A 25,533-nucleotide genomic window follows, 5' to 3' on the forward strand; every position below is an offset into this window, starting at 1 on the left:
AAGCGTACTTAAGCGAGCTTGTGTCCGGTCAGGCGTTCGAGCGCTTCCTGATACTTCTCGCCCGTCTTCGTGACCACGTCGTCCGGCAGCTTCGGTGCGGGCGGCTCTTTCTTCCACGGTTGGGTTTCGAGCCAGTCGCGCACGAACTGCTTGTCGAACGACGGCGGGTTGGTGCCGACCTGGTATTGGTCAGCCGGCCAGAAACGCGACGAGTCGGCAGTCAGCGCCTCGTCCATCAGATACAGCTGGCCGTGGTTGTCCAGACCGAATTCGAACTTCGTATCCGCGATGATGATGCCGCGCGTTGCAGCATAGTCAGCGGCTTCCTTGTACAGCTTGATCGAGATGTCGCGGATCGTGGCCGACAGTTCGGTGCCGATGCGGCGTTCCATCTCGTTGTACGTGATGTTCTCGTCGTGGTGGCCCATTTCGGCCTTGGCTGCCGGCGTGAAAATCGGCTCGGGCAGTTTTTGTGCGTTTTGCAGGCCCGGCGGCAGTTCCACACCGCAGACCGACCCGGTTGCCTGGTAGTCTTTCCAGCCGCTGCCGGCCAGATAGCCTCGCACCACCGCTTCGACGAGGATCGGCTCGAGGCGCTTCACCACTACCGCGCGGCCCTTGACCTGCTCGACTTCGTCAGCCGCGACCACTGATTCGGGCGCCACACCCGTGAGGTGATTCGGCACCACATGCTTGAGCTTCTCGAACCAGAAGTTCGCCATTTCGTTGAGCACGCGGCCCTTATTCGGAATCGGCTCGCCCATGATGACGTCGAACGCCGACAGACGGTCGGTCGTGACAATCAGCAACTGGTCGTTGCCCACCGCATAGTTGTCGCGGACTTTACCGCGGCCGAGCAGCGGCAGCGAGTGGAGCGTGGATTCGTAAAGGGTAGACATCGTCGTGGTTCGCTAAAAGTGGGGCAAAAAGTATGACCGGAACAAAAGGGAAACGCCGTTCCCCGGATGATGCGGGAACGGCGATCGGACGACAACCTGGCCAATCGGCCAGATGTAGAGCCTGCTTATAGCTTAGCGGACGACTTGCGCGAGCTCGCCCGATTTGTACTTCTCCGCGATTTTATCAAGCGAAACCGGCTTGATCTTGCCGGCCTGGCCTTCGCAGCCGAATTGCGTGAAACGCTCGAGACAGATCTTCATCGCGGCTTCGCGCGCCGGCTTCAGGTAGTCGCGCGGATCGAACTTGCCCGGATTGGTCGCCATGTAGCGGCGGATCGCACCGGTGATCGCCAGACGCAGGTCGGTGTCGATATTGACCTTGCGCACGCCGTTCTTGATGCCTTCCTGAATTTCCTCGACCGGCACGCCGTAGGTTTCCTTCATGTCGCCGCCGAATTCGCGGATTTCCGCGAGCAGTTCCTGCGGCACCGACGACGAACCGTGCATCACCAGGTGGGTATTCGGAATGCGCTGGTGAATTTCCTTGATGCGTTGGATCGACAGGATGTCGCCCGTGGGCTTCTTGCTGAACTTGTACGCGCCGTGCGACGTACCGATCGCGATCGCCAGCGCGTCGCATTGCGTCAGCTTGACGAAGTCGGCAGCCTGCTCCGGGTCGGTCAGCAGTTGCTCGCGGGTCATCGTGCCTTCCGCGCCGTGGCCGTCTTCCTTGTCGCCCTTCATGGTTTCCAGCGAACCGAGCACGCCCAGTTCCGCTTCCACCGTGATGCCGATCGAATGCGCCGCTTCAACCACCTTGCGCGAGACTTCGACATTGTATTCGTACGAAGCGACCGTCTTGCCGTCGGCTTCGAGCGAACCGTCCATCATCACGCTGGTGAAACCGCTGCGGATCGCCGCCATGCAGACCGCCGGCGACTGGCCGTGATCCTGGTGCATCACGACCGGAATATGCGGGTACGACTCGACCGCGGCTTCGATCAGGTGGCGCAGGAACGGCTCGCCCGCGTACTTACGCGCACCGGCGGACGCCTGCATGATGACCGGGGCGTTGACCTTGTCCGCTGCGAACATGATCGCCTGCACCTGCTCCAGGTTGTTCACGTTGAATGCCGGAATGCCATAACCGTTTTCGGCGGCATGGTCCAGCAGTTGACGCATTGATACGAGAGGCATGCTTAACTCCTTAGATTGAAACGAATTCTGTGCCGTCGGCATCTTTTGGGGCGATTTTATCGCGAAGCAAGCTGCATACCCGTTCACACATTCCCTAAAGCGCGTCACCTGCGGACCTTTACCGCACGCGCGATTGGAGTCTGTGCGCCGCCTCTCGCGGGGCATAACAGCCTGCTTCGCTCAATCAAGCCTGTGCGCCGATCGAGCAGTCTTCGGTCTACACCGAATCAATACGGCTCACCAACGCGCACGATCTTCAGTGTATTCGTACCGCCTGCCTGACCCATCGGCTCGCCGACGGTCAGCACCACCATGTCGCCGCGCGATGCGTAGCCCTTGCCGACCACGGTTTCCAGCGCCTGCTGCAACGCGGTGTCGCGGTCGGTGCTGGTGTCCAGATGCAGCGACGTAACGTTGCGGTAGATCGCCATCGCCCGTTCGCTGCCGACACGCGGCGTGAGAGCAAAAATCGGGACATGCGTCCAGTGACGCGACATCCACAGCGCGGTCGAACCCGATTCGGTCAACGCCACAATCGCCTTCGCGCCCAGGTGGAACGCCGTGAACAGCGCGCCCATGGCGATGGACTGGTCGATTCGCGTAAACGTGCGGTCGAGGAAATCCTTATCCAGCTCCGACTGCTCCGACTTCTCAGCTTCGAGGCAGATCGCGGCCATCGTCTCGATGGTCTGCACCGGGTACTTGCCGGCTGCAGATTCGGCCGACAACATCACCGCGTCCGTACCGTCCAGCACCGCGTTGGCGACGTCCGACACTTCGGCGCGGGTCGGCACCGGCGCGTAGATCATCGATTCCATCATCTGGGTCGCGGTGATCACGAACTTGTTCGATTCGCGGGCCATACGAATCATGCGCTTTTGCAGCGCAGGAACTGCGGCATTGCCCACTTCCACGGCCAGGTCACCGCGCGCAACCATGATGCCGTCCGATGCGTCGAGGATGCCTTGCAGCGCCGGAATCGCTTCCGCCCGCTCGATCTTCGCGATCATCTTCGGCTTGATGCCATAGGGTGCACCCGCGATGTTCGCGAGCTGGCGGGCCATTTCCATGTCGGTGGCGTTCTTGGGGAACGATACCGCGACGAAATCCACACCGATCGACATCGCCGTGCGGATGTCTTCCATGTCCTTGGCGGTCAGGGCCGGCGCAGTCAGACCACCGCCCTGGCGGTTGATGCCCTTGTTGTTCGACAGATCGCCGCCGACCTTCACGGTGGTGTGGATCTCGCTGCCGAGCACGCGCACGACGTCCAGCACGATCAGGCCGTCGTTGAGCAACAGCACGTCGCCCGGTTTCAGGTCGCGCGGCAGGTCTTTGTAGTCGAGGCCGACGCGATCGTCGTTGCCGAGTTCGCACTCGGCGTCGAGGACGAACGGGCTGCCGGCAACCAGCGTGGTCTTGCCGTTTTCGAATTTGCCGACCCGAATCTTCGGGCCTTGCAGGTCAGCCATGATGGCAACTTCACGGCCGGCCTGGCGGGCCGCCTCGCGCACGAAATCGGCGCGCTGGCGGTGGTCGTCGGCCGTGCCGTGCGAGAAATTGAGCCGCACCACGTCGGCGCCTGCCTGAATCATTTGCAGCAGGATTTCCGGCGTACTGGAAGCCGGTCCGATGGTAGCGACAATCTTGGTGGCGCGATGCATGAGTCTCCTCGTCTGGGTGGGATCGCTGGAATGAGCGCTGCGAGTCGGATGCGGAGGCTGCGCACCGAAGGGTGCTGCTGGGGGCTGCGCGCCGGTTGAAACCAGCGTCGCTTTATGGGGTGAAGCGGTGTTCGATACCGGCACGGGGCGCGCCGGTGAGGGGGCGAGCGTAATCTCGTCGTCCGGGAGTTCTGCGGGCGAGTGGGCGGCTTGTCCGGTGGACAATTCCGCTGCCTCGCCGGCAGTGGTCAACTCCGCAAGCGCGAGAGACAACTCGGATTCCTGCTGCTGCGGGACCGCGGCTTCAGCCACGGCCGTTGTGGCGGCGGAGCGCGCTTCGCGCTCCCCTGCCGTTGCTGCTGCGGTGTTGCGCGGCTTGCCGCCGCGCGCTTTTGCAGACTTCGCTGAGGGGGAGCGCGTCACCACGTTAAGCCCGCGATTCCAGAACTGCGACAGCGGGTAGTGTCTTGCCCTCGAGGAACTCGAGGAAGGCGCCACCGCCCGTCGAGATGTAGCTGACCTTGTCGTGGATGCCGTACTTGGCAATCGCCGCGAGCGTGTCGCCGCCGCCTGCAATCGAGAACGCCGACGATTTGGCGATCGCATCAGCCAGCGTCTTCGTACCGTTGCCGAACTGATCGAATTCGAACACGCCGACCGGACCGTTCCACACGATCGTGCCGGCTTTTTCCAGTTGCGCGGCGAGCACCTTGGCGGTTTCCGGTCCGATGTCGAGGATCATGTCGTCGTCTTGCACGTCGGCGACGGCCTTGACTTCCGCCTTCGCGGTCGGCGAAAACTCTTTCGCCGTCACCACGTCGGTCGGGATCGGCACCGAGGCACCGCGGGCTTTCGCTGCGTCGATGATCGTCTTGGCTTCAGCGACCAGATCGGCTTCGGCGAGCGACTTGCCGATCTTGAGGCCGGCCGCCAGCATGAACGTATTGGCGATGCCGCCGCCCACAATCAACTGATCGACCTTGTCGGCCAGCGACTTCAGAATGGTCAGCTTGGTGGATACCTTCGAGCCGGCGACGATCGCCACCAGCGGACGCTTCGGCGCGCCCAGCGCCTTGCCGAGCGCTTCGAGCTCGGCGGCCAACAGCGGGCCGGCGCAAGCGATCGGCGCGTATTTGGCGATGCCGTGCGTGGTGGCTTCGGCGCGGTGCGCGGTGCCGAATGCGTCATTCACGTAGATGTCGCAGAGCTTCGCCATTTTCTGCGCGAGCTCGTCGGAATCCTTCTTTTCGCCCTTGTTGACGCGGCAATTTTCCAGCAGCACGAGCTGGCCCGGCGCGACGTTCACACCGTTTTCGACCCAGTTGGCGACCAGCGGCACGTCACGGCCAAGCAGTTCAGCGAGGCGCTTCGCGACCGGCGCGAGCGAATCTTCCGGCTTGAACTCGCCTTCGGTCGGACGGCCCAGGTGCGACGTGACCATCACGGCGGCGCCCGCGTCCAGCGCGGCCTTGATCGCCGGCACGGAGGCGCGGATGCGGGTGTCTTCGGTGATGTTGCCTTGATCGTCCTGCGGCACGTTCAGATCGGCGCGGATGAACACGCGTTTGCCGGACAGCTTGCCTTCGGCGATCAGATCGGAGAGACGCAATACCTTGTTCATGGGCGTTTGTGCATGCGAGTTGATGAGAAGGCGGTGGCGGACGACGCGCTGAGCCTTAAGCGCGGCAGACTCCAGCGCTTCGGCACAGCAGCGGCTCCACTGAGTCGGGCGCCGGCGGCAAAGCCGCGGCTGTCGCGCCACGCAGCGGCGCGCTTATCCCGGAAACAGCCATTTTAACTTATCCACACGGCCTTCTGACCCGCAACCAGGCGAATGTCCCGTATTTGAAGAATGTGTCGCGCATGTCGCGCCGCAGCATTTTCGTTCCAATCAATTACATGAAGAGGCGCAAGAGCGTGAACACGGCCATCCCCACCACAATCGTGCCGAGCATGGTGCGCCGCCACATAAACCACGCCAGACCGGACAGCGTCGCGTAAAACTCGTGATTCGAGGGTGCGAACGAGAGCCCCTCCGGCGTCGCCAGCACATCGGGCAGCACGACGGCGGCAAGCGCCGCAGCCGGCGCATAACGCAGCATGCGCTGGACGCGCGCCGGCAAAACCGTGCGCTCGCCGCCGATTAGAAACATCGCGCGTGTCACCGCGGTGACGAAGGTCATGCCGATAATGGACAGCCAGATCTGTAAGGATGTCATTGGGAATCTCCGGCGCTGTTGCGGATGCGGCGCAAGTCGGCACGCTCGACCATTAGATCGGCCGCGCTGCCCGCGATAATCGCCGCAATCACTGCGAGCGGCAGCGCGAGCCGGTACGGCAGGTCGAAAGCGAGCAGCGACACGAGTCCGGCGATGCTGACCGCGACCAGCGTAGAGCGCGTGGCGATCGCCGACACCATGATGGGCAACAGCGCCAGCGTGCCTGCCAGCGCGAGGCCCCAGTTATCCGGAATCAGGCTCGCCAGCAGAATGCCGACGATCGACGAGACCTGCCATGACAGCCAGCTGCACACCGCCATGCCCCAGAAATACGCTTCCTTGCCCGGCACGTAACCGGTCTGGAAGCTCTTCTTCTGGAACAGCAGATAGATCACGTCGCCGTTGAAGTAGCCGAGCACGATGCGGCGCCACATCGGCAGATAGGAAAAATGCGGCGCGAGCCCGGCGCTGAAGATCACGAAACGCGTATTGACCATCGCGGCGGTGAGCAGCACCGTCCAGATCGGCAGCTTGGCGGCCAGCAACGGCAGCACAGCCAGTTGCGACGACCCGGCGTAGCAGAGCAGCGACATGGTGAGCGCCTGCGGCAGCGTGAGCACGGACTTGCTCATGGCGATGCCGGTGACGAGACCCCAGGAGAAGATCGCCATCAGCGTGGGCGAATAGTCGCGCGCGCCCTCTCGAAAGGAACGGCGATCGGTATCTGACAAGCGAGCGGGCATGAGGCGAAACGCGGGCGCCAAGCGTCGGCGCAACGAAGGGAGGTCGGCGCCAGGTCGTCAAGCACCCGCTGGCGCATCCGGATGAATTATGCGTGCGCCGAATTATAGCGCCCGGCATGCGGCCAAATGCCCGTTCCTTGTGCAAAAGACGCTAAAATAACGCTCTTTCACCGCAGCGCTGGAGAATCGCATGTCAATGGCCGATCGCGACGGCAAGATCTGGATGGATGGCAAGCTCATCGACTGGCGCGACGCCAAGATCCACGTGCTGACGCACACGTTGCATTACGGCATGGGCGTTTTCGAAGGCGTACGCGCCTACAAGACGGCTGACGGCGGCACGGCGATTTTCCGCCTCCAGGAGCATACCAAGCGTCTCCTGAATTCGGCCAAGATCTTCCAGATGGACGTGCCGTTCGGTCACGAAACGCTGGCCGCGGCACAGTGCGAAGTGGTCCGTGAAAACAAACTCGAATCCTGCTACCTGCGCCCGATCATCTGGGTCGGCTCGGAAAAGCTCGGCGTGTCGGCCAAGGGCAACACGATCCACGTGGCGATCGCCGCCTGGCCGTGGGGCGCTTACCTCGGCGAAGACGGTATCGCCAAGGGCATCCGCGTGAAGACCTCGTCGTTCACGCGCCATCACGTGAACGTGTCGATGGTCCGCGCCAAGGCGTCGGGCTGGTATGTGAACTCGATCCTCGCCAACCAGGAAGCGATTGCCGACGGTTACGACGAAGCGCTGCTGCTGGACGTAGACGGCTACGTGTCGGAAGGCTCCGGCGAGAACTTCTTCCTCGTGAACAACGGCAAGCTGTACACGCCGGATTTGTCGTCGTGCCTCGACGGCATCACGCGCGACACGATCATCACGCTGGCGCGCGACGCGGGCCTCCAGGTGATCGAAAAGCGCATCACGCGTGACGAGGTCTATACCTGCGACGAAGCGTTCTTCACCGGCACCGCCGCGGAAGTCACGCCGATCCGCGAACTCGACAACCGTACGATCGGCTCCGGCGCACGCGGCCCGATCACCGAGAAGCTGCAATCCGGCTTCTTCGATATCGTGAACGGCAAGAGCGACAAGTACGCGCACTGGCTCACCAAAATCTAACGCACGCTGTGCCGGCCCAAGGCCCCTGGCCTTTACCGGCGCAACGCACGCACCCTGCATACAACGAGAAACTCCTCATGAGCGAAATCAAAGAAATGCCGCTGGTCGAATTGACCGCAAAAGATCTGCCGGCGTACTGCCCGAATCCGGCCATGCCGCGCTGGAGCGCGCACCCGCGCGTCTTTATCGACGTCACGCACGGCGAAGCGAAATGCCCGTACTGCAGCACGCGTTACAAGCTGCGCGACGGCGAAGTGGTCAAGGGTCACTGAACGCAAGCGCTTCGCAGTAAGGCCGCAGCCGCGGCGGGACCGGTCATGCCGGATCCGCGCCGCAAGGCTCGCGGCTTTTCCCTTTTTACCCAATCGAACGCCACGCGCATGGTTCGCGCGGCGCTTCGTTTCGACACCGGACACCCACTCTGATGCGTCGCGCGTTGGTTATCGCACCGAACTGGATCGGTGACGCATTGATGGCGCAGCCGCTGTTTGCGCGCCTCGTGAAATTGCATCCGCGCATCGTGATCGACGCGGTCGCGCCCTCGTGGGTCGCGCCCGTGCTCGAACGCATGCCCGAGATTCGCGACGTCTACGCAACCGACCTCGCGCACGGCAAGCTGCAGATGCTGCGCCGCTGGCAGCTGGCGAGCGACTTGCGCGATGTCGGCTACGACGCGGCCTATGTGCTGCCGAATTCGCTCAAGTCGGCGCTGATTCCGTGGATGGCGGGCATTCCGCTGCGCATCGGCTACACCGGCGAGAGCCGCTACGGCCTGCTGAACGTACGTCATTCGAATCCGCGTAAAGACGAGCGCCCGCCGATGGTCGGCCATTACGCCGCCCTCGCCTACGCGCAAGGCGCCAAGGTCCCCGACGACCTGCCGATGCCGCGGCTCGACGCGGATCTGAATGAAGCGTCGCGGGTATCGGCACGCTTCAATCTGGATACGCGCGTACCGCTGCTGGTGTTCTGCCCGGGTGCCGAGTACGGTCCGGCCAAGCGCTGGCCGCCCGAGCACTTCGCCGCGCTCGCGCAAATCGTCGGCCAGTCGTTCCCCTACACGCAGATCGTCGCGCTCGGCTCGCCGAAAGACGCGCCGCTTGCCCAGGCCATCGCCGAGAAGGCGTCGAACGTGCGTAATCTGTGCGGACAGACCGCGCTGAGCGAGGCTTGCGCACTGATCTCGCGGGCCAACGCGGTCGTCACCAACGATTCCGGCCTGATGCACGTGGCCGCCGCGCTGCGCCGGCCGCTGGTGGCCGTGTACGGTTCGACCGATCCGCGCCACACGCCGCCCTTGTCCGAGCTCGCGAAGGTACAATGGCTTCATCTCGAATGCAGCCCCTGTTTTCAGCGCGAGTGTCCGCTCGGGCATCTGAACTGCCTGAAGCAGTTGAGTGCCGAGCAGGTGTTCGGCGATTTGCGCGGCATGTTGCTTGCGCAACGTTGAACCAGACTGATTCGGCTGATACTTGCACGCAACACCGCACGCCCTGAGCGCGTCGCGTCATGTTCGCGCCTTGCGGCGCGGGCATCCTCGCGCTTAGGTGCGATTGTCCGGTGCTCCGGACTGTCCCGCTGACCGCTGCCCCGCAACCGCGCGCCGCGCACAAGAGACTGACGAGCCATGCCACGTTTTGCCCATATCTTCGAAGCCGCCGCCGATACGCTGAACGCCTACTACCAGGCCATCGCCGAGGTGAATATCGACAGCTTGATGGGCCTGTGGATCGATGAGGAATTCGTCAGTTGCATCTGCGCCGACGGCTCCCATCTGCACGGCCTCGACAGCATTCGCGCCGGCTTGCAAATCCAGCTTGAAACCGCGCCCGTTTCGATTGAACCGCTCGATATTCGCGTCTACGACAGCCTCGGCACCGTCGTCTACGCCATCGCCGAGGCGCACCGCCCGGCCGATCCGAAGGCGGCTCCCGCGATGGTGTTCACCACGTACGTGATGGTCCACGAACGCGGCGAATGGAAAATTGCGCACATTCACGCGAGTCCGATGCCGAACGAGGCCGCCAGTCAGTTCGCGACCAAGATGCGGCATGGCCAGGGGTCATTGCACTGACGCCTGACGTGCGCATTTCGCTCGTTCGGCCTGTTTCACCGGTTCTACCTTTTTTGCTTTGACGCTGGTATGAGCACGCCCCGCAGGAAGTCATCCGTCCAGAACGAATCCCCGATAGGGGATTGGGAGACGGCGCACGATCAATCCGCCTCTACCGGCGCAGCACGCGCCGCGGCGGCGGCTGTCGAGGCCACCGTCGAATTGCTCTACCGCGCGCCGCTCTGGCTGCCGAACCGGCATGTGCAGACCATCGTCCCGGCGCTGTTTGCGCGCCGCCCGGCCATCGCGTTCCGGCGCGAACGCTGGGATACGCCGGATGGCGATTTCATCGATCTCGATTGGGTGGTGCATGACGGCAAGCCTGCCTCAGCGCTCACCCCTGCCACGCCCGCCAGAATTCCCGCAGACTCCGCGCCGTTGTTCGTGCTGTTTCACGGCCTCGAAGGCAGTTCCACGTCGCACTACGCCACCACGTTGATGGCGGCCGCGCGCGAGTACGGCTGGCATGGCGTGGTGCCGCACTTTCGCAGTTGCAGCGGACCGCTGAACCGGTTGCCGCGCTTCTATCATCTTGCCGACAGCAACGAAGTCGACTGGATCCTGCGGCGCTTGCGCGCCACGCATCGCGGGCCGATCGTGGCGGCAGGCGTGTCGCTCGGCGGCAATGTGCTGCTGCGCTGGCTCGGCGAGCGGCGCGAAGATGCATCGCCGGTGCTCTCGGCCGCCGCGGCAATTTCGACGCCGATCGACGTGCACGCCGGCGGCCGTGCGTTGTCGCAGGGCTTCGGCATGATCTACACGCGCAGCTTCCTGAAGACGCTGAAGCAGAAGGCCGAGCAGAAGCTGACGCAGTTTCCGGGGCTATTCGACCGCGATGCGATGCTGGCGAGCCGCACGATGTACGACTTCGACAACGTGGTGACTGCGCCGCTGCACGGCTTTCGCGACACTAACGACTACTGGAGCCGCGCGACCACGCGTCCGTTGCTGTCTGGGATCACCGTACCGACTCTGGTGCTGAATGCCCGCAACGACCCGTTCTTGCCGGCTGAAGCGTTACCGGCAAAGCATGAGGTGTCGGCGTCGGTGGAACTCGATCAACCCGAACATGGCGGCCACGCGGGCTTTATGACTGGGCCGTTCCCGGGCCGCATCGACTGGTTGTCGCAGCGCGTGCTCGGTTATCTGGAGCAGTACGTCGATCATGGATGACATCGTCAAGCAGGCCTTGGCCAAATGGCCAAACGTGCCGAGTTGTACGGGATGGTTGATGCTGGACCGGCGCGGCAACTGGCGCATGCGGGATGAAGCCGCTCAGGCCAGCGGCACGCCAGGCACGGCGATCCGGCATGAGGCGTTGCTCGGGTTTATCAACCGGAATTACGACGCCGACGAACGCGGGCAGTGGTTTTTCCAGAACGGCCCACAGCGGGTGTATATCGAGTTGGGCTATACGCCGTGGGTGGTGAGGTTGTCAGCCAATACCACCGGCGTGCTTTCCTTGACGGACCAGGCCGGCGGGGCTTTCGAGCCAACGGCCGTGTTTGTCGACGATGAAGGTGGGATTCTGTTCGTCGACGGCTCGATGCCGCCGAGAGTCGCGGTTTTGCATGATCACGACCTCGAGGTTTTTTCCGACCACGCAGCGTTGGGCGATGACTCGATGAGCGGGGCGTTTCGCTGGAACAATGGGCTTGTGTTGCCCTTGCAGGGCGTGCAGCGAAGTGAGGTTGCCGCGCGGTTTGGGTTTGTCGATAGTCCGGCGGCACACGTCTAGGTCGTTTGCCTGGCCATTTATCGCCTGGTTCTTTTGCAGGCCTCGCGTTCCGGTCGGATGGCGCTAACTCTTCTCATCAAGCCGCTCCTCTTTATAGCGGCTCTCCATTTCATGTAAGCGGGCGTCGACGGTCGCGAGATCGTAGTAGCCGATCGTCTTCAGATCCCGCGCTTCCTTCAATTGCCGGATGGCCGACGGCCACGCCCCCTCGAGCGCGAATTTTTCGGCGAGCGCCCGATGCTGCGTCAACGCATCACCGCTGCCGGCGCTTGCCTGCGCGAGATACATCCACCAGGCAGGCTGATCGGGTTGTACTCGCGTTTCCTTCAGCGCCAAAGACTGCGCGTCTGCGAATCGCTTCAAGGTCAGCAAGGTCTGGATATGCATGTCGATTGCAGCGTTCGACTGCGGCCAGCGCTTCTGCGCAAACTCGGCGAGACGTGCCGCCTCGTCATCCCGTCCGGCGCGGCGCGCGATGTCGGCCGCCAGCACGTCGAGGCTAGGCGAACTGCGCATGGGCTCGCCTTCGCCACGTTCGCCCGCGGCAAATGCTGCCCGCGACGAAGCCAGCGACGCCACCGCGTCGTCGTAACGCTCGAGCAGCATCTGCCCATAGGCAATCCCGTACCAGTTCGCAGCGACGTTCACCGCGGTGCGGTCCTCGATTTCGGAGCGCAGGCGCGAAATCTCATCCGCGTATTCGCTGCGCGAGCGGTCCTGCAGCAAGCGCGCCCGTGCCCGCACGAAGCCGTATTCGGAAGTCTGATGCGGTTGCCGGTAAGGCGCGCGGCGCGCACGGTCCTCCATGTCGGCGATCCGTTCGCCAGTCAGCGGGTGCGTACGCGCGTAAGCCGGTGTGCCCGTATCGCTCATCGCCGCGCGATCGAGGCGGCCGAAAAACGTCGTCATCGCGTAGGGATCGTAGCCGGCGCCGGCCAGCAGCAGAAAGCCGACGCGGTCCGCTTCGTGCTCGGCGGAGCGCGAGAAACGCAACTGGTTGTCGACCGCATAGGCCTGGCCGCCGATCGCAATTGCGCTGCCGAGGTCGCCGCTGTGCGCGAGCACGCCCGCCAGAATGCCGAACAGCAGGCCGGCGAGCGCGGCATAGCCGCTGCGCTCGCCGGTGGTGATCATCCGCGAAATGTGCCGCTGCAAGACGTGCCCCATCTCGTGGCCGAGCACGGAGGCGAGTTCGGACTCGGTTTGCGTCGCGACGATTAAACCGGTGTTCACACCGATAAAACCGCCCGGCAGCGAGAAGGCGTTGATTTGCGTATCGCGGACCGCGAACAGCTCGAAGTCCGGACGATAGCCGCCGATGTAGAGCGCGCTCGCCGCCGCGGAGAGTTTCGCGGCGACCGAGTTCAGATAGTCGCGCACGAGCCAGTCGTCGAGATAGTCGGGGTCGCGGCGCAACTCGCGCATCACGCGTTCGCCGAGCTTGCGCTCGGCTTGCGGCGTCAGCGAGCCGGAGCCGCCGTTGCCGAGGTCGGGCAATTGCTGGGTGACGATCGGGGTGCGCCAGTTGGTGGTTGCGCCTGAGTTGCCCGAGAAGCGACTCTGCGCGCCGCCATAGACGCCGAACACGCCTTGAGCGATGTCCGGTGGCACGATGGGGTCGGCGAAAGACTCGACCGGGCCGCTTTCCAACGGCGGTTCCGCGGACTGCATGTTGAGCGCGAGGGTCGTGCCCGTGTTGGTGTTTGCGTTCGATGCGCCGCGCGATTGCGAGTACACGCCCGGCGGCGCCGCGAGCGCGACAGACAACAACGCAGCAAGAAACCGTTTCGAACGCATCGCGAGCTCGATATGACGAAGTCGAAAAGCGGCGCCCGCCGCTCGGACTAAGATAGCGGGCATACGGTGATTGTAATCATCTCGACCCGTCCAATCACGCTGCTATGATAGGCGCCCTCTGAAGGAGCCCAACCATGCCTGAACTCACTCATTTCGACGCAGCCGGCCAGGCGCATATGGTGGACGTCGGCAGCAAGCAGGAGACCAGGCGCATCGCGATCGCGCGCGGCTCGATTCGCATGCTGCCTGAGACGTTCGCGCTGATCCGTGACGGCAACGCCAAGAAAGGCGACGTGATCGGAATCGCGCGCATCGCGGCGATTCAAGGCTCGAAGCGCACCGCCGATCTGATCCCGCTATGTCACCCGCTCGCGCTGACCCGCGTGAAAGTGGACTTCGAGCTCGATGAAACGTTGCCCGGCGTGCATTGCACGGTGCAAGTGGAAACGCTGGGACGTACGGGCGTGGAGATGGAAGCGCTAACCGCCGTACAGGTCGGGCTGCTGACCGTGTACGACATGTGCAAGGCGGTGGATCGCGGAATGACGATCACCGATGTGAAAGTGCTGGAGAAGCACGGCGGGAAATCGGGGGATTGGGTGGCGGGTTGATGACGGCCAACGTCATCGCCCCGCTCCATCTTTACGGCTAAAGGCAACGCTACAGAACGACAGCGCGGCTCAATCGTCCTCGCTGTCGTCGTCCTGATTGATATCCCCCGGCGGCATGCCATAGCGCTTGACCAGTTCAGCCTTGAAGCCGGTCAGCGTCTTCTGCTCGTCGCACAGCTCATACACATAGGCCAACTGCGACGGCCAGTCCTTCAACTCCTGCGCAAAAATCTTCAGACGCTCGACGGTATCGAACGCCCCCGCCGTATCGCCGCTCAGTGCCTGCAGCACCGCATACCGGCGCAGCACGGTCTCACCCGGCAGCAGCGCGATCGCCTGCTTGTGCATCGCGAGCTTGTGTTGCAGGTTCATCGAGTTCATCGGCTCCAGCGTCGCAAGGCCATACTCGCCCCACGCCTGGAACAGGAACGATGGATCCGCGCGATACTGCTCGGCAGGCCGCGAACCGTAGTACAGCACCTCGGCGCGCGCGTAGTCGCGATACACCGGATACAGCGCGGCGATGCCGCCAAACACGATCACGGCAAACGCGCCGAACGACAGGCGGCCAGGCACGAGCCGCAGCGACCGCGTCTCGAGCAAACCGAACACGAACATCGCCGGCAGCAGGAAGAACATGTACTGCTGCGGATATTCGACCAGCGCATGCATGACCAGCACGCCGATCAACGCGATGCCGAACACCCGCGCAGCGCTCTGCGGCGCGCGGACCACGCGCACCAGCCATGTAATCAGGCCGAACAGCACGATCGCAACGCCGATCAAACCCGTCTTCGCGAGCAGGTCGATGAAAATGTCGTGCGAGTTATTGGCGATCTCGACGCCGCCCAGCGCCTTCACATACTCGAACTGATAGCTCGGAAACTCGCCCCAACCGACGCCCAGTAGCGGATGCGCCTTGAACATCGTCCAGCCGTACTTCCATAGCGCGAGGCGCGGCGCGATCTGGCCGGCGTCCTTGAAGCGCTCGGCCGCCGACTGCCCAAGCTCCAGGTGATAGTGCACATTGGCCCAGCGGATCAAGGCATTGATGACGAAGAACAGCACCGCCAAGCCGATCGGGATCAGCCATTCGCGATTGCTGCGGCGGAGCAGCGGCTGGCTGCGCATCTGCGCGAAGGCCATCCAGAGACCCGCCACCACGATCACGCCCATCTGCAACCAGGGGCCGCGCGACACGGTAAGTGCAAGCCCAATGGCAAAAATCGTCGACACGAGCAGCCAGATGCTGACGGCAATGCGGCGCGTCTGCACGAGGAACAGCGCACCGGCCATCGCGAAAGCGATATAGGTGGCAAGGTGGTTCGCCTGCGCCATATTGCCGAACGGCCGGCGCTCGACGGTCACGTTGTAGGCGACGACCAGCGGCGACACGCGCACTTCGAGGTGAAACAACTGGATCACCTGGCAAAACACCGCAAACAGACCGCCGACGATGAGTGCCCCGGCTGCCCAGCGCAGTGCTGTTTCGTTCAGCTTGACGCGTGTGAAGCCGTAACCCGCGTGCGTCGCCATGAATGCGGCGAGCAGGTAACCGCCGCCGAGCCAGTTCATCGACGGCTGCGAGACCGGCAGCAGCACCGACTGCGCCACCAGCACCAGTCCGAACAGCAACGGCACCAGAGCGACAACGGGCGACGCAAACGTCACGCGCGGCTTCGCCGTCCCCACCAGCAGCACGACGCCCGCGCCCGTCAGCAGATACAGCGCGAGCGCCGTAAATTCAGCGTAGAAGGTCGGAATCGGATACGTGTGGTTGGCGACTGCATAAGGCAGCACCAACGCGAGAGCCAACAGAATGAGAGACAGGTAGCGCGCAAATGGGGTGGGCATCGAGTAACCGGGAGGGCGTCAGCAACCGGCGCACTATACAAAAAAATTCTCCTGCTGTGCGCCGGCTGGGCTGAAATATCCCGAAAATCAGCGTTTTACGTTCGGATAACAACTCACCCGAACTTTCTCCCCATTGCTTACGCGCGGCACTCCGGCGGGGCAAGATTCGACGGTAAGGAAGGCGTATCGGCTGGTGCGGGCCCGGCGCCTGGCGCAGGCAACGAAGAGGCTGTTTTGCCGCCGGCGAAACATTCCCAGGTGACCGCTCCTGACTGCACCGCGCCCTTGCTCAAGGCAATTCGCGCAGTGGGTGCTTCGGCATTGTCCGGCACCGAGGGCACGAGAGTCAGCGTGTTCGACCCGGCAGGCGCGACGCGCGTCGTGAAGGCGACGGTGATCTGCCCGGTATCGTCGTCGACGTGAACGGATTCTACGTTGCGAGTGGCAGGCGGCGACGCATACCCGCCGCCGAACGCATTTCCGCTCGCAGCGTTTTCGGACACCGCAAGCCGCGCGGATGCTGCCAGCGAGAGACCCTCTCCGACGCGACTGCGGGCCAGATAGTCCTGATACGCCGGAATCGCATAGGCCGCGATCACGCCGACAATTGCCAGCACGATCATCAACTCGATCAGCGTAAAGCCGAAGCTGAATCCAAAACCGGAACCGAGGCGGCGGCAGGCACGAGCGAGCGGCACGGTCCAGCGCGCTCGCTCGAACGCGTTCCGTGGCGAAGGCCGTGGACTGTGAAAAAGGGGAATACGGCAAAGTAACGGTCATCGGCAGGCTCCTGAAACGAAAAACGCCTGCCCCTCGAATCGGGGACAGGCGTTTCAATCGTAGCCAGCGGCGCGCGTTCGACACAGTCAGCCAAATGGCTAACGTTGCGCTGAAGCGGCGATGTTCAGGTCAGCCGCGCCCGGCAGCCTCAAGCCGCCGCGCGATTCGCGTTGCGGCGCTTGAGCAGATAACCGAGGATCACGACGAACGCCGCACCGGCGATGCTCATGCCGTACTCGGCCAACGGCGTATCGAGGATCGGCCACCGGTCGCCTGCGGGATCGTTGATGATCAGGCCGCCGGCAATCCAGCCGAGCAGCGCGGCGCCGAGCGTGATGACGATCGGAAAACGGTCGAGCAGCTTCAACACCAGCTGACTGCCCCAGACGATCAACGGAATACTCACCACCAGCCCGAAAATCACCAGCGCAAGGCGATGCTCCGGGTCGGCCGCTTCGGCCGCGCCGGCAATCGCGATCACATTGTCGAGACTCATCACGGCATCCGCGATGATGATGGTCTTGATCGCCGACATCAGCTTGTCGGCCGGCTTGACGTTCTCGTGGACATCATGCGCGGGTGCCATCAGACGCACACCGATCCACAGCAGCAACAGGCCGCCGGCGAATTTCAGCAACGGCACGTCGAGTAGCGCCACGGCGAACGCAATCAGCGCGACGCGCAGCACGATGGCGCCGGCCGTGCCCCACAGCACGCCTTTCGTACGCTGCGCGGGCGGCAGGTTACGGCACGCAAGCGCGATCACGACGGCATTGTCGCCACCCAGCAGGATATCGATGACGATGATCTGAATGACTGCGCCCCAATGGAGCGTGGCGAAGAACTCGAGCATGAGTAAAAAATAAGAAGGAATCGGACGCGCGGGCAATAAAAAAGCGGAGGAGTCTAGACTCCCCCGCTTTTTAGAATTGCACGCTTACGAAAGGATCTCGTAAGCGTATCAAAAAATGCGCTGTACGAGCCGCAAATTTCGAATTACAGCATCGCCTTCAGAAGACGCGCCATTTCCGACGGGTTCTTCGTGACCTTGATACCGCATGCGTCCATGATTTCCAGCTTGGCTTCGGCCGTGTCCGCACCGCCCGAGATCAGCGCGCCGGCGTGGCCCATGCGCTTGCCCGGAGGCGCCGTAACACCCGCGATAAAGCCAACCACCGGCTTCTTCATGTTGTCCTTGATCCACTCAGCGGCATTCGCTTCGTCCGGACCACCGATCTCGCCGATCATGATGACGGCGTCCGTTTCCGGATCGTCGTTGAACATCTTCATCACGTCGATGTGCTTCAGACCGTTGATCGGGTCGCCGCCGATACCGACTGCCGACGATTGGCCAAGGCCGATCGCCGTCAATTGGCCGACTGCTTCATACGTCAGCGTGCCCGAACGCGACACGACGCCGATGCGGCCCTTGCGGTGGATGTGACCCGGCATGATGCCGATCTTCAGTTCGTCCGGCGTGATCGTGCCCGGGCAGTTCGGTCCGAGCAGCAGCGTCTTGCTGTTCTTTGCGCGCATGCGTGCCTTGAGCTCGATCATGTCACGGACAGGAATGCCTTCCGTGATACAGATTGCGAGATCCAGGTCGGCTTCGACGGCTTCCCAGATGGCAGCAGCAGCGCCTGCCGGCGGAACGTAAATCACCGACACGGTCGCGCCCGTTTCAGCCTTGGCTTCAGCGACGCTAGCGTAGATAGGAATGCCTTCGAAATCTTCGCCGGCCTTCTTCGGGTTCACGCCTGCAACGTACGCTTCGCGGCCGTTTGCATATTCACGGCAAGCACGCGTATGGAACTGACCGGTCTTGCCGGTAATGCCCTGCGTGATGACCTTGGTGTCTTTGTTAATCAGAATCGACATGTATTGACCTCTGTTCGTTTGGCGTCATGCGGTGGCGCCGCGAAGCGGAATGTTCTCGCCCGCGTCGCTGTTGCGCCACTCACGCGCCGCCATTCGTAATCCTGGTAAACGCGCTCGGGGTTTGGCTTACGCCTTGCCCGCAGCAGCCGCGACGACCTTCTGAGCCGCTTCTTCCATGCTGTCAGCCGCGATGATCGGCAGACCGGATTCAGCGAGCATCTTCTTGCCGAGGTCTTCGTTCGTGCCCTTCATGCGGACGACGAGCGGCACCTTCAGCGACACGGCCTTCGACGCCGCGATCACGCCTTCCGCGATCACGTCGCAGCGCATGATGCCGCCGAAAATGTTGACCAGAATCGCGGTCAGGTTCGGGTTCTTCAGCATGATCTTGAACGCTTCCGTGACCTTCTCGGTCGTGGCGCCACCGCCCACGTCCAGGAAGTTCGCCGGTTCGCCGCCGAACAGCTTGATGGTGTCCATCGTTGCCATTGCGAGGCCAGCGCCGTTCACGAGGCAGCCGATGTTGCCGTCGAGCGAGATGTAGGCGAGGTCGAACTTCGACGCTTCGACTTCAGCCGGATCTTCTTCGTCCAGATCGCGATACGCGACGATTTCCGGATGACGGAACAGTGCGTTCGAATCGAAGTTGAATTTCGCGTCCAACGCGATGACCTTGCCGTCGCCGGTCAGGATCAGCGGGTTGATTTCGGCCAGCGATGCGTCGGTTTCCCAGAATGCCTTGTACAGGCCTTGCAGGATCGCGCGTGCTTGCGGCAGCGAAGCGGCGGGCACGCCGATCTTCGTTGCGAGCTCGTCGGCTTCCGCGTCTTTCAGACCGGTCGACGGGTCGACGGCGATCTTGTGGATCAGCTCAGGCGTCTTTTCCGCGACTTCTTCGACGTCCATGCCGCCTTCGCTCGATGCCATCACGACGATCTTCTGCGAAACGCGATCGATCACGAGGCCGACATACAGTTCCTTCTTGATGTCAGCGCCTTCTTCGATCAGCAGACGATTCACCTTCTGGCCTTCCGGACCGGTCTGGTGCGTGACGAGCTGCATGCCGAGGATCTGGTTCGAGAATTCACGAACCTGTTCCAGCGACTTGGCGACTTTCACGCCGCCGCCCTTGCCACGGCCACCCGCATGGATCTGAGCCTTCACGACCCATACCGGGCCGCCGAGCTCTTCCGCGGCCTTGACCGCATCATCCACCGAGAAGACCGGCTTGCCGCGCGGTACCGCGACGCCGAATTTCCGCAGGATTTCCTTACCCTGGTACTCGTGAATCTTCATGCGTGATTCCCTTCAGTCTGAGAGTTGGATTGAACATCGTTTCCGCTGCCGTCGTTCATGCCGGACGCGTTGCCGCCCTCACCTGTCTGGCGGGCTGCCCCGTCGCCTGACGATGCCGCGCGATCCGCTGTATACGGAGCGCGGCCATACCAGCGCGGATAAAACTGTTGCACCGCCTCGCCGTCGAAACGCAGCGCGTGGCAGCGTCCCAGCTGGAATGGCGGTTTGTTTTTGGAATGCTCGTCTGTGCTGTCTTTGCTTCTGGACTGCTCGGTCCCGGAACTCGCCGCTTCGCCTGGCGTGTCGTCATTGGTGTTCCACACGTCGCCGGCAAACGCCTGGATTGCGGCGGTCGGCAAAAGCGCGCACAACTCGGTGAGATGCGTGCAGCCGGCCGTGCCGGCCAGCAAACGGGCAGCATCGCGACGGAAGTTGTGGAACAGATTGAGCCCGATGAGGGCACGGTAGGCGGGATTGCTGGCCTGGCACAACCCTGGATAGGGCACCCAGTCGGACGACGCTTCGGCGTCGACGACGTTGAGCTTGCGATCGATGGTGATGCGAAGCCAGAGTTCATGGATCGGCTGACCATTGGGCCGGACGCCCGACGCAAGCACCACATCGCGCGGTTTTTCGTCGGTCAAGCACGCTTCCACATCCCACAGGCCATCGGCTCGCTCATAGGCTTCCGCTCTGATTGCGCGACGATGGCGCAACTGACGGGATACAGGCGGGGAGAGCGGCATGCGGGAAGGAAAGGCCGGATTGGAAAACCCACGAATTTTAGCATACTGGGTATTTGAGACAGGCCGGAATGCGCAGGGCCGCCCAGCAGGCCGGAGAGCGCGGCAGACGCTATCTCAAAGTGGGAAGCGCGCAGGTATGCTGCACGCACTGTGCGTCAAACGGGATGGCGCAGCTAGCCGTCGCGTCACTCCTCGTCGAACCCTTTGAGAATTTTGCCGATCGTCGCGCCCGAGAAACCGCGCGACGCCAGAAAGCGCGCCTGCTTGGCCCGCTCGGCGGCAGTTTCGGGAAGCCGGTCGAATTTCTTCCGCCAAACGGCTTGAGCACGCGCCAGCTCGGTTTCGCGCAGTTGCGCACTGGCTTCTTCGACCAGTGTTTGGTCGACCGCATGCTGCTTCAGTTCGCCGACGATCCGGCTCGCGCCCAGGCGCGACGAGCGCCGATGGATCAGACTTTCGGCAAAACGCGAGTCGGACAGCCAGTTTTCGGCTTCCAGCGCATCGAGCAAGGTATCGAGCGAATCGGTTTCCTCGACGAACGGCTTCAGCTTGCGCGCCAGTTCGGAGCGGCTGTATTCACGCCGGGACAAATAGCCGAGCGCACGCCCTTTTAGCGAACGGGCCGGGCGTTGGGATTTTTTTGCCTCGTCCTGTTCCGGCTTCGCCTCGCCAGGTGTGCGGCGCGAGCGGGTGTAGGTGGTTTCGGACGGGTCCGCTTCAGACTGCGCGGAGGGATCAGACTGCGGCTGGCGACCTGCGGCGCGATCGTGCGCGTCGAACGACTCGAAGGGATCGGCCTCGCCGGCTGCGGCAAAGGGATCGGGATCGGATGTGTATGAGCGTCTGGGAGCAGCGTTGCCGGCAGGATCACGCGGCGAACGTGAGGTGGAACGCCCGAAAGAGCTTCCGGAAGACTTGCCGAACGATGAACCGGATGAACGACTGAACGAACTGCTGGATGAATTGCTAGACGACTTTCCCGACGACCGCCCAAACGACCGAGTGGATCGGGAAGTCGATGAAGAGGACGACGACTCGAACGAATCGTCGTCACCGTCACGCGGGCCGTCCGCGTTGTGTCCAGCGTTGGACGACGGCCGGCCCTTGCGTATCACGTGCTGGTTACTCTTCTTCGCCCGCGACTTCAGCGGCCGCACCGGTCGCCACTTCCGCCATGGCATTCACGCCCAGCGATTCGCGGATACGGTTTTCGATTTCACGAGCGATGTCCGGATTTTCGCGCAGGAATTCACGCGCGTTGTCCTTACCCTGACCAATACGTTCGCCGTTGTAGCTGTACCAGGCACCGGCTTTGTCGACGATCTTGGCCTGCACGCCGAGGTCGATGACTTCGCCCTGACGGGAGATGCCCTCGCCATACAGAATGTCGAAAATCGCTTCGCGGAACGGCGGCGCAACCTTGTTCTTCACCACCTTCACGCGCGTTTCGTTACCGATCACTTCGTCGTTCTTCTTGATCGAACCGATCCGGCGAATGTCCAGACGCACCGACGCGTAAAACTTCAGCGCGTTACCACCCGTGGTGGTTTCCGGGTTGCCGAACATCACACCGATCTTCATACGGATCTGGTTGATGAAGATCACGAGGCAGTTGGTGCGCTTGATCGTACCGGTGAGCTTGCGCAGCGCTTGCGACATCAGACGCGCTTGCAGACCCGGCAGCGAGTCGCCCATTTCGCCTTCGATTTCGGCCTTCGGCACGAGTGCCGCGACCGAGTCGATCACGATCATGTCGATCGAGCCCGAGCGCACGAGTGCGTCAGCGATTTCGAGCGCCTGTTCACCAGTGTCCGGCTGCGAAACCAGCAGGTCGTTGACGTTCACGCCGAGCTTGCCCGCATACTGGATATCCAGCGCGTGCTCCGCGTCGATAAACGCTGCCGTGCCGCCGAGCTTCTGCATTTCGGCGACGACTTGCAGCGTCAGCGTGGTTTTACCGGACGACTCCGGACCATAAATTTCAACCACCCGGCCACGCGGCAAACCGCCGACGCCCAGCGCGATATCGAGGCCGAGTGATCCCGTTGAGACCACCTGGATATCTTCGACCGCCTCACCTGCGCCGAGCCGCATGACCGACCCTTTGCCGAACTGCTTTTCGATCTGCGCAAGCGCGGCAGCGAGTGCCTTGCTCTTTTCAGCAGTCAGTCCAGCCGAGCCTTTCTTGCTTTCTTCCATGAATCGTCCTTTGCTATGATGAACGGCGTCTGAGGCAGATGTGCAGCCCAGTTTTCACGGACAGCACACGAAACTCAGACACTGTATAAAAAAACAGTAGTTTTGGCAAGCGCGATTCTCATGCGAACGCGCATTTTTACTGTCGCGCTGCCCAACTACCCACAATAATTTTCGGAGACCGCTGCGCGCCGGGGGGACACCCCAAGGTGCCGGCAAGGCCAGGCTTGCGCACCATGCGAATTCTGATTGCCGAAGACGACAGCATACTCGCGGACGGTCTGGTTCGATCACTCCGCCAATCGGCCTATGCCGTTGATCATGTGAAGAACGGCGTCGAGGCCGACACCGCCCTGTCGATGCAAACTTTCGACCTGCTGATCCTCGATCTGGGCCTGCCGCGCATGTCCGGGCTCGAGGTGCTGCGCCGCCTGCGCGCCCGCAACTCGACCGTGCCTGTGCTCATCCTCACGGCGGCGGACAGCGTCGACGAGCGCGTCAAAGGCCTCGATCTCGGCGCTGACGACTACATGGCCAAACCTTTCGCGCTGAACGAACTCGAGGCGCGCGTGCGCGCCCTGACCCGGCGCGGCGCCGGCGGCGGCCCGACGGTGGTGCGGCACGGTTCGCTGTCGTTCGACCAGGTTGGCCGGATCGCCTATGTCAACGAGCAGGTGATCGACCTGTCGGCGCGCGAACTCGGTTTGCTCGAAGTGCTGCTGCAGCGGATCGGCCGGCTGGTGTCGAAGGAACAGCTCGTCGACCATCTGTGCGAATGGGGCGAAGAAGTCAGCAATAACGCGATCGAAGTCTACGTGCACCGGCTGCGCAAGAAGATCGAGCCGAGCGGCGTACGCATCATTACTGTGCGGGGCCTCGGGTACTGCCTCGAGAAAGCCGCCCTGCCGTCGAACGTGAACGCGAACGTAAGCCCAAGCGCCAATCCGCCCGCCGAATCGGAGCCGCCCTCTTCGCCCCCGTCGGCCGCGATGCCCGCGAGCCACCACTTCAAATAGAGGGCTTCCATGTCCGCACGCGCAGATCGCGCCACGGCGCACGCGGCGGACCTCGACGAGGTGCGCGACGAGCGCTACGCCAATCCGTTCGCTCCGCCTGACGAGACCGAAGCCGCCGCCGAAGCGCGCCCGCGCTCGCTGTTCGGCGAGATTCTGGACTGGATGCTGGCGCCACTCCTGTTGCTATGGCCGATGAGCCTCGCGGTCACCTACCTGGTCGCCAAATCGATTGCCAACGGCCCGTTCGACCGCGCGCTCGAAACCGACGCCTACGTGCTCGCCCGCCAGATCCATCCGATCAACGGGGTGGCGGAGCTGTCGCTGCCCGACTCCACCCGCGACTTTCTGCGCGCCGACAACGTCGACAGCGTGTTCTATCAGGTGCTCGGCACGCGCGGCGAACTGGTCGGCGGCGAGCGCGACATGCCGCTGCCACACGAGGAAGACCGGCCACCGCCGGGTCTCGTCGAATTCCGTGACGACGTGCTGCGCGGCAACGATATCCGTGTCGCCTATACGACCGTCGAGTTTCCGCAGACGCCCGGCGCCCAGCCGGTGCTGGTGCAGGTCGCCGAGACGCTCGACAAACGCAGCCAGCTCGCTAACGACATCATCAAAGGCGTGATCCTGCCGCAGTTCGTGATCCTGCCGCTGGCGATCCTGCTGGTGTGGTTCGGCCTGTCGCGCGGACTCGCGCCGCTGCATGCCCTGCAGGCACATATTCGCGCGCGCCGCCCGGACGATCTGTCGCCGCTCGAAGCCCGCCGCGCGCCGCCGGAAATCGAGCCGCTGGTGACATCGTTCAACGATCTGCTGACGCGCCTCGAGCAGAACATGGAGTTGCAGAAGCGCTTTATCGCAGACGCCGCGCATCAGATGAAAACGCCGCTTGCCGGCCTGCGCACCCAGGCTGAGCTCGCGCTGCGCCAGGACGCTTCCGAGGAAGTCCACCGCTCGCTCGAACAGATCGCCACCAGCTCCGAGCACGCGGCGCGCCTCGTCACCCAATTGCTGGCGCTGGCGCGCGCGGAAAACCGGATGTCGGGCCAGATTTTCACGCCGGTCGAGGTGACCGAAGTAGCGCGCAGCGCGGTGCGTGACTGGGTACAAGCCGCACTCGCCAAGCAGATGGACCTCGGTTACGAAGCCCCCGAAGAGCCGGTCGAAGTCGACGGCAATCCGGTCATGCTGCGGGAAATGCTGTCGAATCTGATCGACAACGCGATCCGCTACACACCGCCTGGCGGGCGGATCACCGTGCGGGTGCGGCACGACGTGTCCGCGCGACTCGTGCATCTGGAAGTAGAAGACACCGGGCTCGGCATTCCGGTGGCCGAGCGCTCGCGGGTGGTCGAGCGTTTTTACCGGATTCTCGGCCGCGAAGGCGACGGCAGCGGCCTCGGGCTTGCGATCGTCCGCGAGATCACGACGATGCACGGCGGGGAGATGACCATCGACGATAACGTCTATCAAACCTCCCCACGGCTCGCCGGAACCCTCGTGCGTGTCAGCTTGCACGTACTCGAACGGGCACGGGACTTACCCTAAGAGCGCAAAAATCCACGCTTGGTCCGGCGTCATATTGAGATATGTTTGCCGAAAATTATAAGAACTTAGTGGCCAGTTGCCGCATTTTGATGGGATTTCCCTACACACACCGGAAACCGCCATT

Annotated in this window: 24 protein-coding genes; 9 read left to right on the forward strand and 15 right to left on the reverse strand. The window is 62.9% G+C overall.

The genetic code is table 11. The features are described from left to right. Window positions 1-8 precede the first annotated feature (8 nt). From KHO33_RS19670 to KHO33_RS19695, 6 genes are all read right to left on the reverse strand, one after another. Window positions 9-899: a phosphoribosylaminoimidazolesuccinocarboxamide synthase gene (locus KHO33_RS19670; protein WP_028196245.1), complete on the reverse strand. Its 891-nt coding sequence runs from the start codon at window positions 897-899 to the stop codon at window positions 9-11. A 132-nt stretch (window positions 900-1,031) separates the two neighbouring features. Then, the gene (gene fba, locus KHO33_RS19675; protein ID WP_054034414.1) at window positions 1,032-2,096 is read right to left on the reverse strand and encodes a class II fructose-bisphosphate aldolase; all 1,065 of its coding nucleotides are present in this window, start codon (window positions 2,094-2,096) and stop codon (window positions 1,032-1,034) included. A gap of 227 nt (window positions 2,097-2,323) precedes the next feature. Continuing rightward, window positions 2,324-3,760, reverse strand: a complete 1,437-nt coding sequence (pyk, locus tag KHO33_RS19680; protein ID WP_200565265.1) for a pyruvate kinase — start codon at window positions 3,758-3,760, stop codon at window positions 2,324-2,326. A gap of 427 nt (window positions 3,761-4,187) precedes the next feature. Further along, a complete protein-coding gene (locus KHO33_RS19685) occupies window positions 4,188-5,381 on the reverse strand; it encodes a phosphoglycerate kinase (protein ID WP_054034416.1) in 1,194 nt (397 codons plus the stop codon). A 274-nt stretch (window positions 5,382-5,655) separates the two neighbouring features. After that, a complete protein-coding gene (locus KHO33_RS19690) occupies window positions 5,656-5,979 on the reverse strand; it encodes an AzlD domain-containing protein (RefSeq protein ID WP_054034418.1) in 324 nt (107 codons plus the stop codon). Further along, entirely contained in the window at window positions 5,976-6,722 is a 747-nt protein-coding gene (locus tag KHO33_RS19695) for an AzlC family ABC transporter permease (protein ID WP_200565158.1), read from the reverse strand. Before KHO33_RS19695 ends, KHO33_RS19690 begins: the two co-directional genes overlap by 4 nt. A 190-nt stretch (window positions 6,723-6,912) precedes the next feature. Here KHO33_RS19695 and KHO33_RS19700 point away from each other — a divergent pair, with 190 nt between their 5' ends. From KHO33_RS19700 to KHO33_RS19725, 6 genes are all read left to right on the forward strand, one after another. After that, a complete protein-coding gene (locus KHO33_RS19700) occupies window positions 6,913-7,836 on the forward strand; it encodes a branched-chain amino acid transaminase (RefSeq protein WP_200565159.1) in 924 nt (307 codons plus the stop codon). Between the two features lie 77 nt (window positions 7,837-7,913). Continuing rightward, a complete protein-coding gene (locus tag KHO33_RS19705) occupies window positions 7,914-8,108 on the forward strand; it encodes a zinc-finger domain-containing protein (protein WP_054034422.1) in 195 nt (64 codons plus the stop codon). A 152-nt stretch (window positions 8,109-8,260) separates the two neighbouring features. After that, window positions 8,261-9,286 carry a lipopolysaccharide heptosyltransferase II gene (gene waaF / locus KHO33_RS19710; protein ID WP_200565160.1) on the forward strand — a complete coding sequence of 342 codons (1,026 nt, stop codon included), beginning with the start codon at window positions 8,261-8,263 and terminating at the stop codon, window positions 9,284-9,286. Between the two features lie 177 nt (window positions 9,287-9,463). Then, on the forward strand, window positions 9,464-9,910 hold the full coding sequence (locus KHO33_RS19715; RefSeq protein ID WP_054034426.1) for a nuclear transport factor 2 family protein: 447 nt from the start codon (window positions 9,464-9,466) through the stop codon (window positions 9,908-9,910). A 69-nt stretch (window positions 9,911-9,979) separates the two neighbouring features. Continuing rightward, window positions 9,980-11,122 (forward strand): hydrolase, encoded by a 1,143-nt coding sequence (locus KHO33_RS19720; RefSeq protein WP_200565161.1) that lies wholly within the window; start codon window positions 9,980-9,982, stop codon window positions 11,120-11,122. Next, window positions 11,115-11,687 (forward strand): DUF2946 family protein, encoded by a 573-nt coding sequence (locus tag KHO33_RS19725; RefSeq protein WP_200565162.1) that lies wholly within the window; start codon window positions 11,115-11,117, stop codon window positions 11,685-11,687. The genes KHO33_RS19720 and KHO33_RS19725 overlap by 8 nt, the downstream gene beginning before the upstream one ends. 63 nt (window positions 11,688-11,750) lie before the next feature. On the opposite strand, the gene KHO33_RS19730 is transcribed toward KHO33_RS19725, so the two are convergent. Then, entirely contained in the window at window positions 11,751-13,484 is a 1,734-nt protein-coding gene (locus KHO33_RS19730; RefSeq protein ID WP_200565163.1) for a M48 family metalloprotease, read from the reverse strand. Window positions 13,485-13,618: 134 nt separating this feature from the next. Here KHO33_RS19730 and moaC point away from each other — a divergent pair, with 134 nt between their 5' ends. Then, window positions 13,619-14,095, forward strand: a complete 477-nt coding sequence (gene moaC, locus KHO33_RS19735; RefSeq protein WP_175050798.1) for a cyclic pyranopterin monophosphate synthase MoaC — start codon at window positions 13,619-13,621, stop codon at window positions 14,093-14,095. Between the two features lie 69 nt (window positions 14,096-14,164). Here moaC and KHO33_RS19740 read toward each other — a convergent pair whose 3' ends face one another. From KHO33_RS19740 to recA, 8 genes are all read right to left on the reverse strand, one after another. Next, complete coding sequence (locus KHO33_RS19740) at window positions 14,165-15,949, reverse strand: PglL family O-oligosaccharyltransferase (protein ID WP_200565164.1); 1,785 nt, start codon at window positions 15,947-15,949, stop codon at window positions 14,165-14,167. 137 nt (window positions 15,950-16,086) lie between these two features. Further along, a complete protein-coding gene (locus KHO33_RS19745) occupies window positions 16,087-16,647 on the reverse strand; it encodes a pilin (protein WP_328822802.1) in 561 nt (186 codons plus the stop codon). A 230-nt stretch (window positions 16,648-16,877) separates the two neighbouring features. Further along, the gene (locus tag KHO33_RS19750; protein WP_200565165.1) at window positions 16,878-17,582 is read right to left on the reverse strand and encodes a TerC family protein; all 705 of its coding nucleotides are present in this window, start codon (window positions 17,580-17,582) and stop codon (window positions 16,878-16,880) included. Between the two features lie 143 nt (window positions 17,583-17,725). Beyond that, complete coding sequence (sucD, locus tag KHO33_RS19755) at window positions 17,726-18,607, reverse strand: succinate--CoA ligase subunit alpha (RefSeq protein WP_030101039.1); 882 nt, start codon at window positions 18,605-18,607, stop codon at window positions 17,726-17,728. A 126-nt stretch (window positions 18,608-18,733) separates the two neighbouring features. After that, a complete protein-coding gene (sucC, locus tag KHO33_RS19760; protein ID WP_120303042.1) occupies window positions 18,734-19,903 on the reverse strand; it encodes an ADP-forming succinate--CoA ligase subunit beta in 1,170 nt (389 codons plus the stop codon). Continuing rightward, entirely contained in the window at window positions 19,900-20,649 is a 750-nt protein-coding gene (locus KHO33_RS19765) for a DUF2889 domain-containing protein (protein WP_200565166.1), read from the reverse strand. Before KHO33_RS19765 ends, sucC begins: the two co-directional genes overlap by 4 nt. Before the next feature lie 185 nt (window positions 20,650-20,834). Then, the gene (recX, locus tag KHO33_RS19770) at window positions 20,835-21,764 is read right to left on the reverse strand and encodes a recombination regulator RecX (protein WP_407946187.1); all 930 of its coding nucleotides are present in this window, start codon (window positions 21,762-21,764) and stop codon (window positions 20,835-20,837) included. A gap of 7 nt (window positions 21,765-21,771) precedes the next feature. After that, complete coding sequence (recA, locus tag KHO33_RS19775; protein ID WP_054034441.1) at window positions 21,772-22,848, reverse strand: recombinase RecA; 1,077 nt, start codon at window positions 22,846-22,848, stop codon at window positions 21,772-21,774. A gap of 233 nt (window positions 22,849-23,081) precedes the next feature. Here recA and KHO33_RS19780 point away from each other — a divergent pair, with 233 nt between their 5' ends. Both KHO33_RS19780 and KHO33_RS19785 read left to right on the forward strand, forming a co-directional pair. Continuing rightward, on the forward strand, window positions 23,082-23,861 hold the full coding sequence (locus KHO33_RS19780; RefSeq protein WP_054034674.1) for a response regulator transcription factor: 780 nt from the start codon (window positions 23,082-23,084) through the stop codon (window positions 23,859-23,861). A 9-nt stretch (window positions 23,862-23,870) separates the two neighbouring features. Beyond that, window positions 23,871-25,409 carry a sensor histidine kinase gene (locus KHO33_RS19785; RefSeq protein WP_054034443.1) on the forward strand — a complete coding sequence of 513 codons (1,539 nt, stop codon included), beginning with the start codon at window positions 23,871-23,873 and terminating at the stop codon, window positions 25,407-25,409. The last annotated feature ends 124 nt before the right edge of the window (window positions 25,410-25,533 follow it).

Origin of the sequence: Paraburkholderia nemoris (assembly GCF_905221015.1) — a bacterium.
Taxonomy (GTDB): Bacteria; Pseudomonadota; Gammaproteobacteria; order Burkholderiales; family Burkholderiaceae; genus Paraburkholderia; species Paraburkholderia nemoris.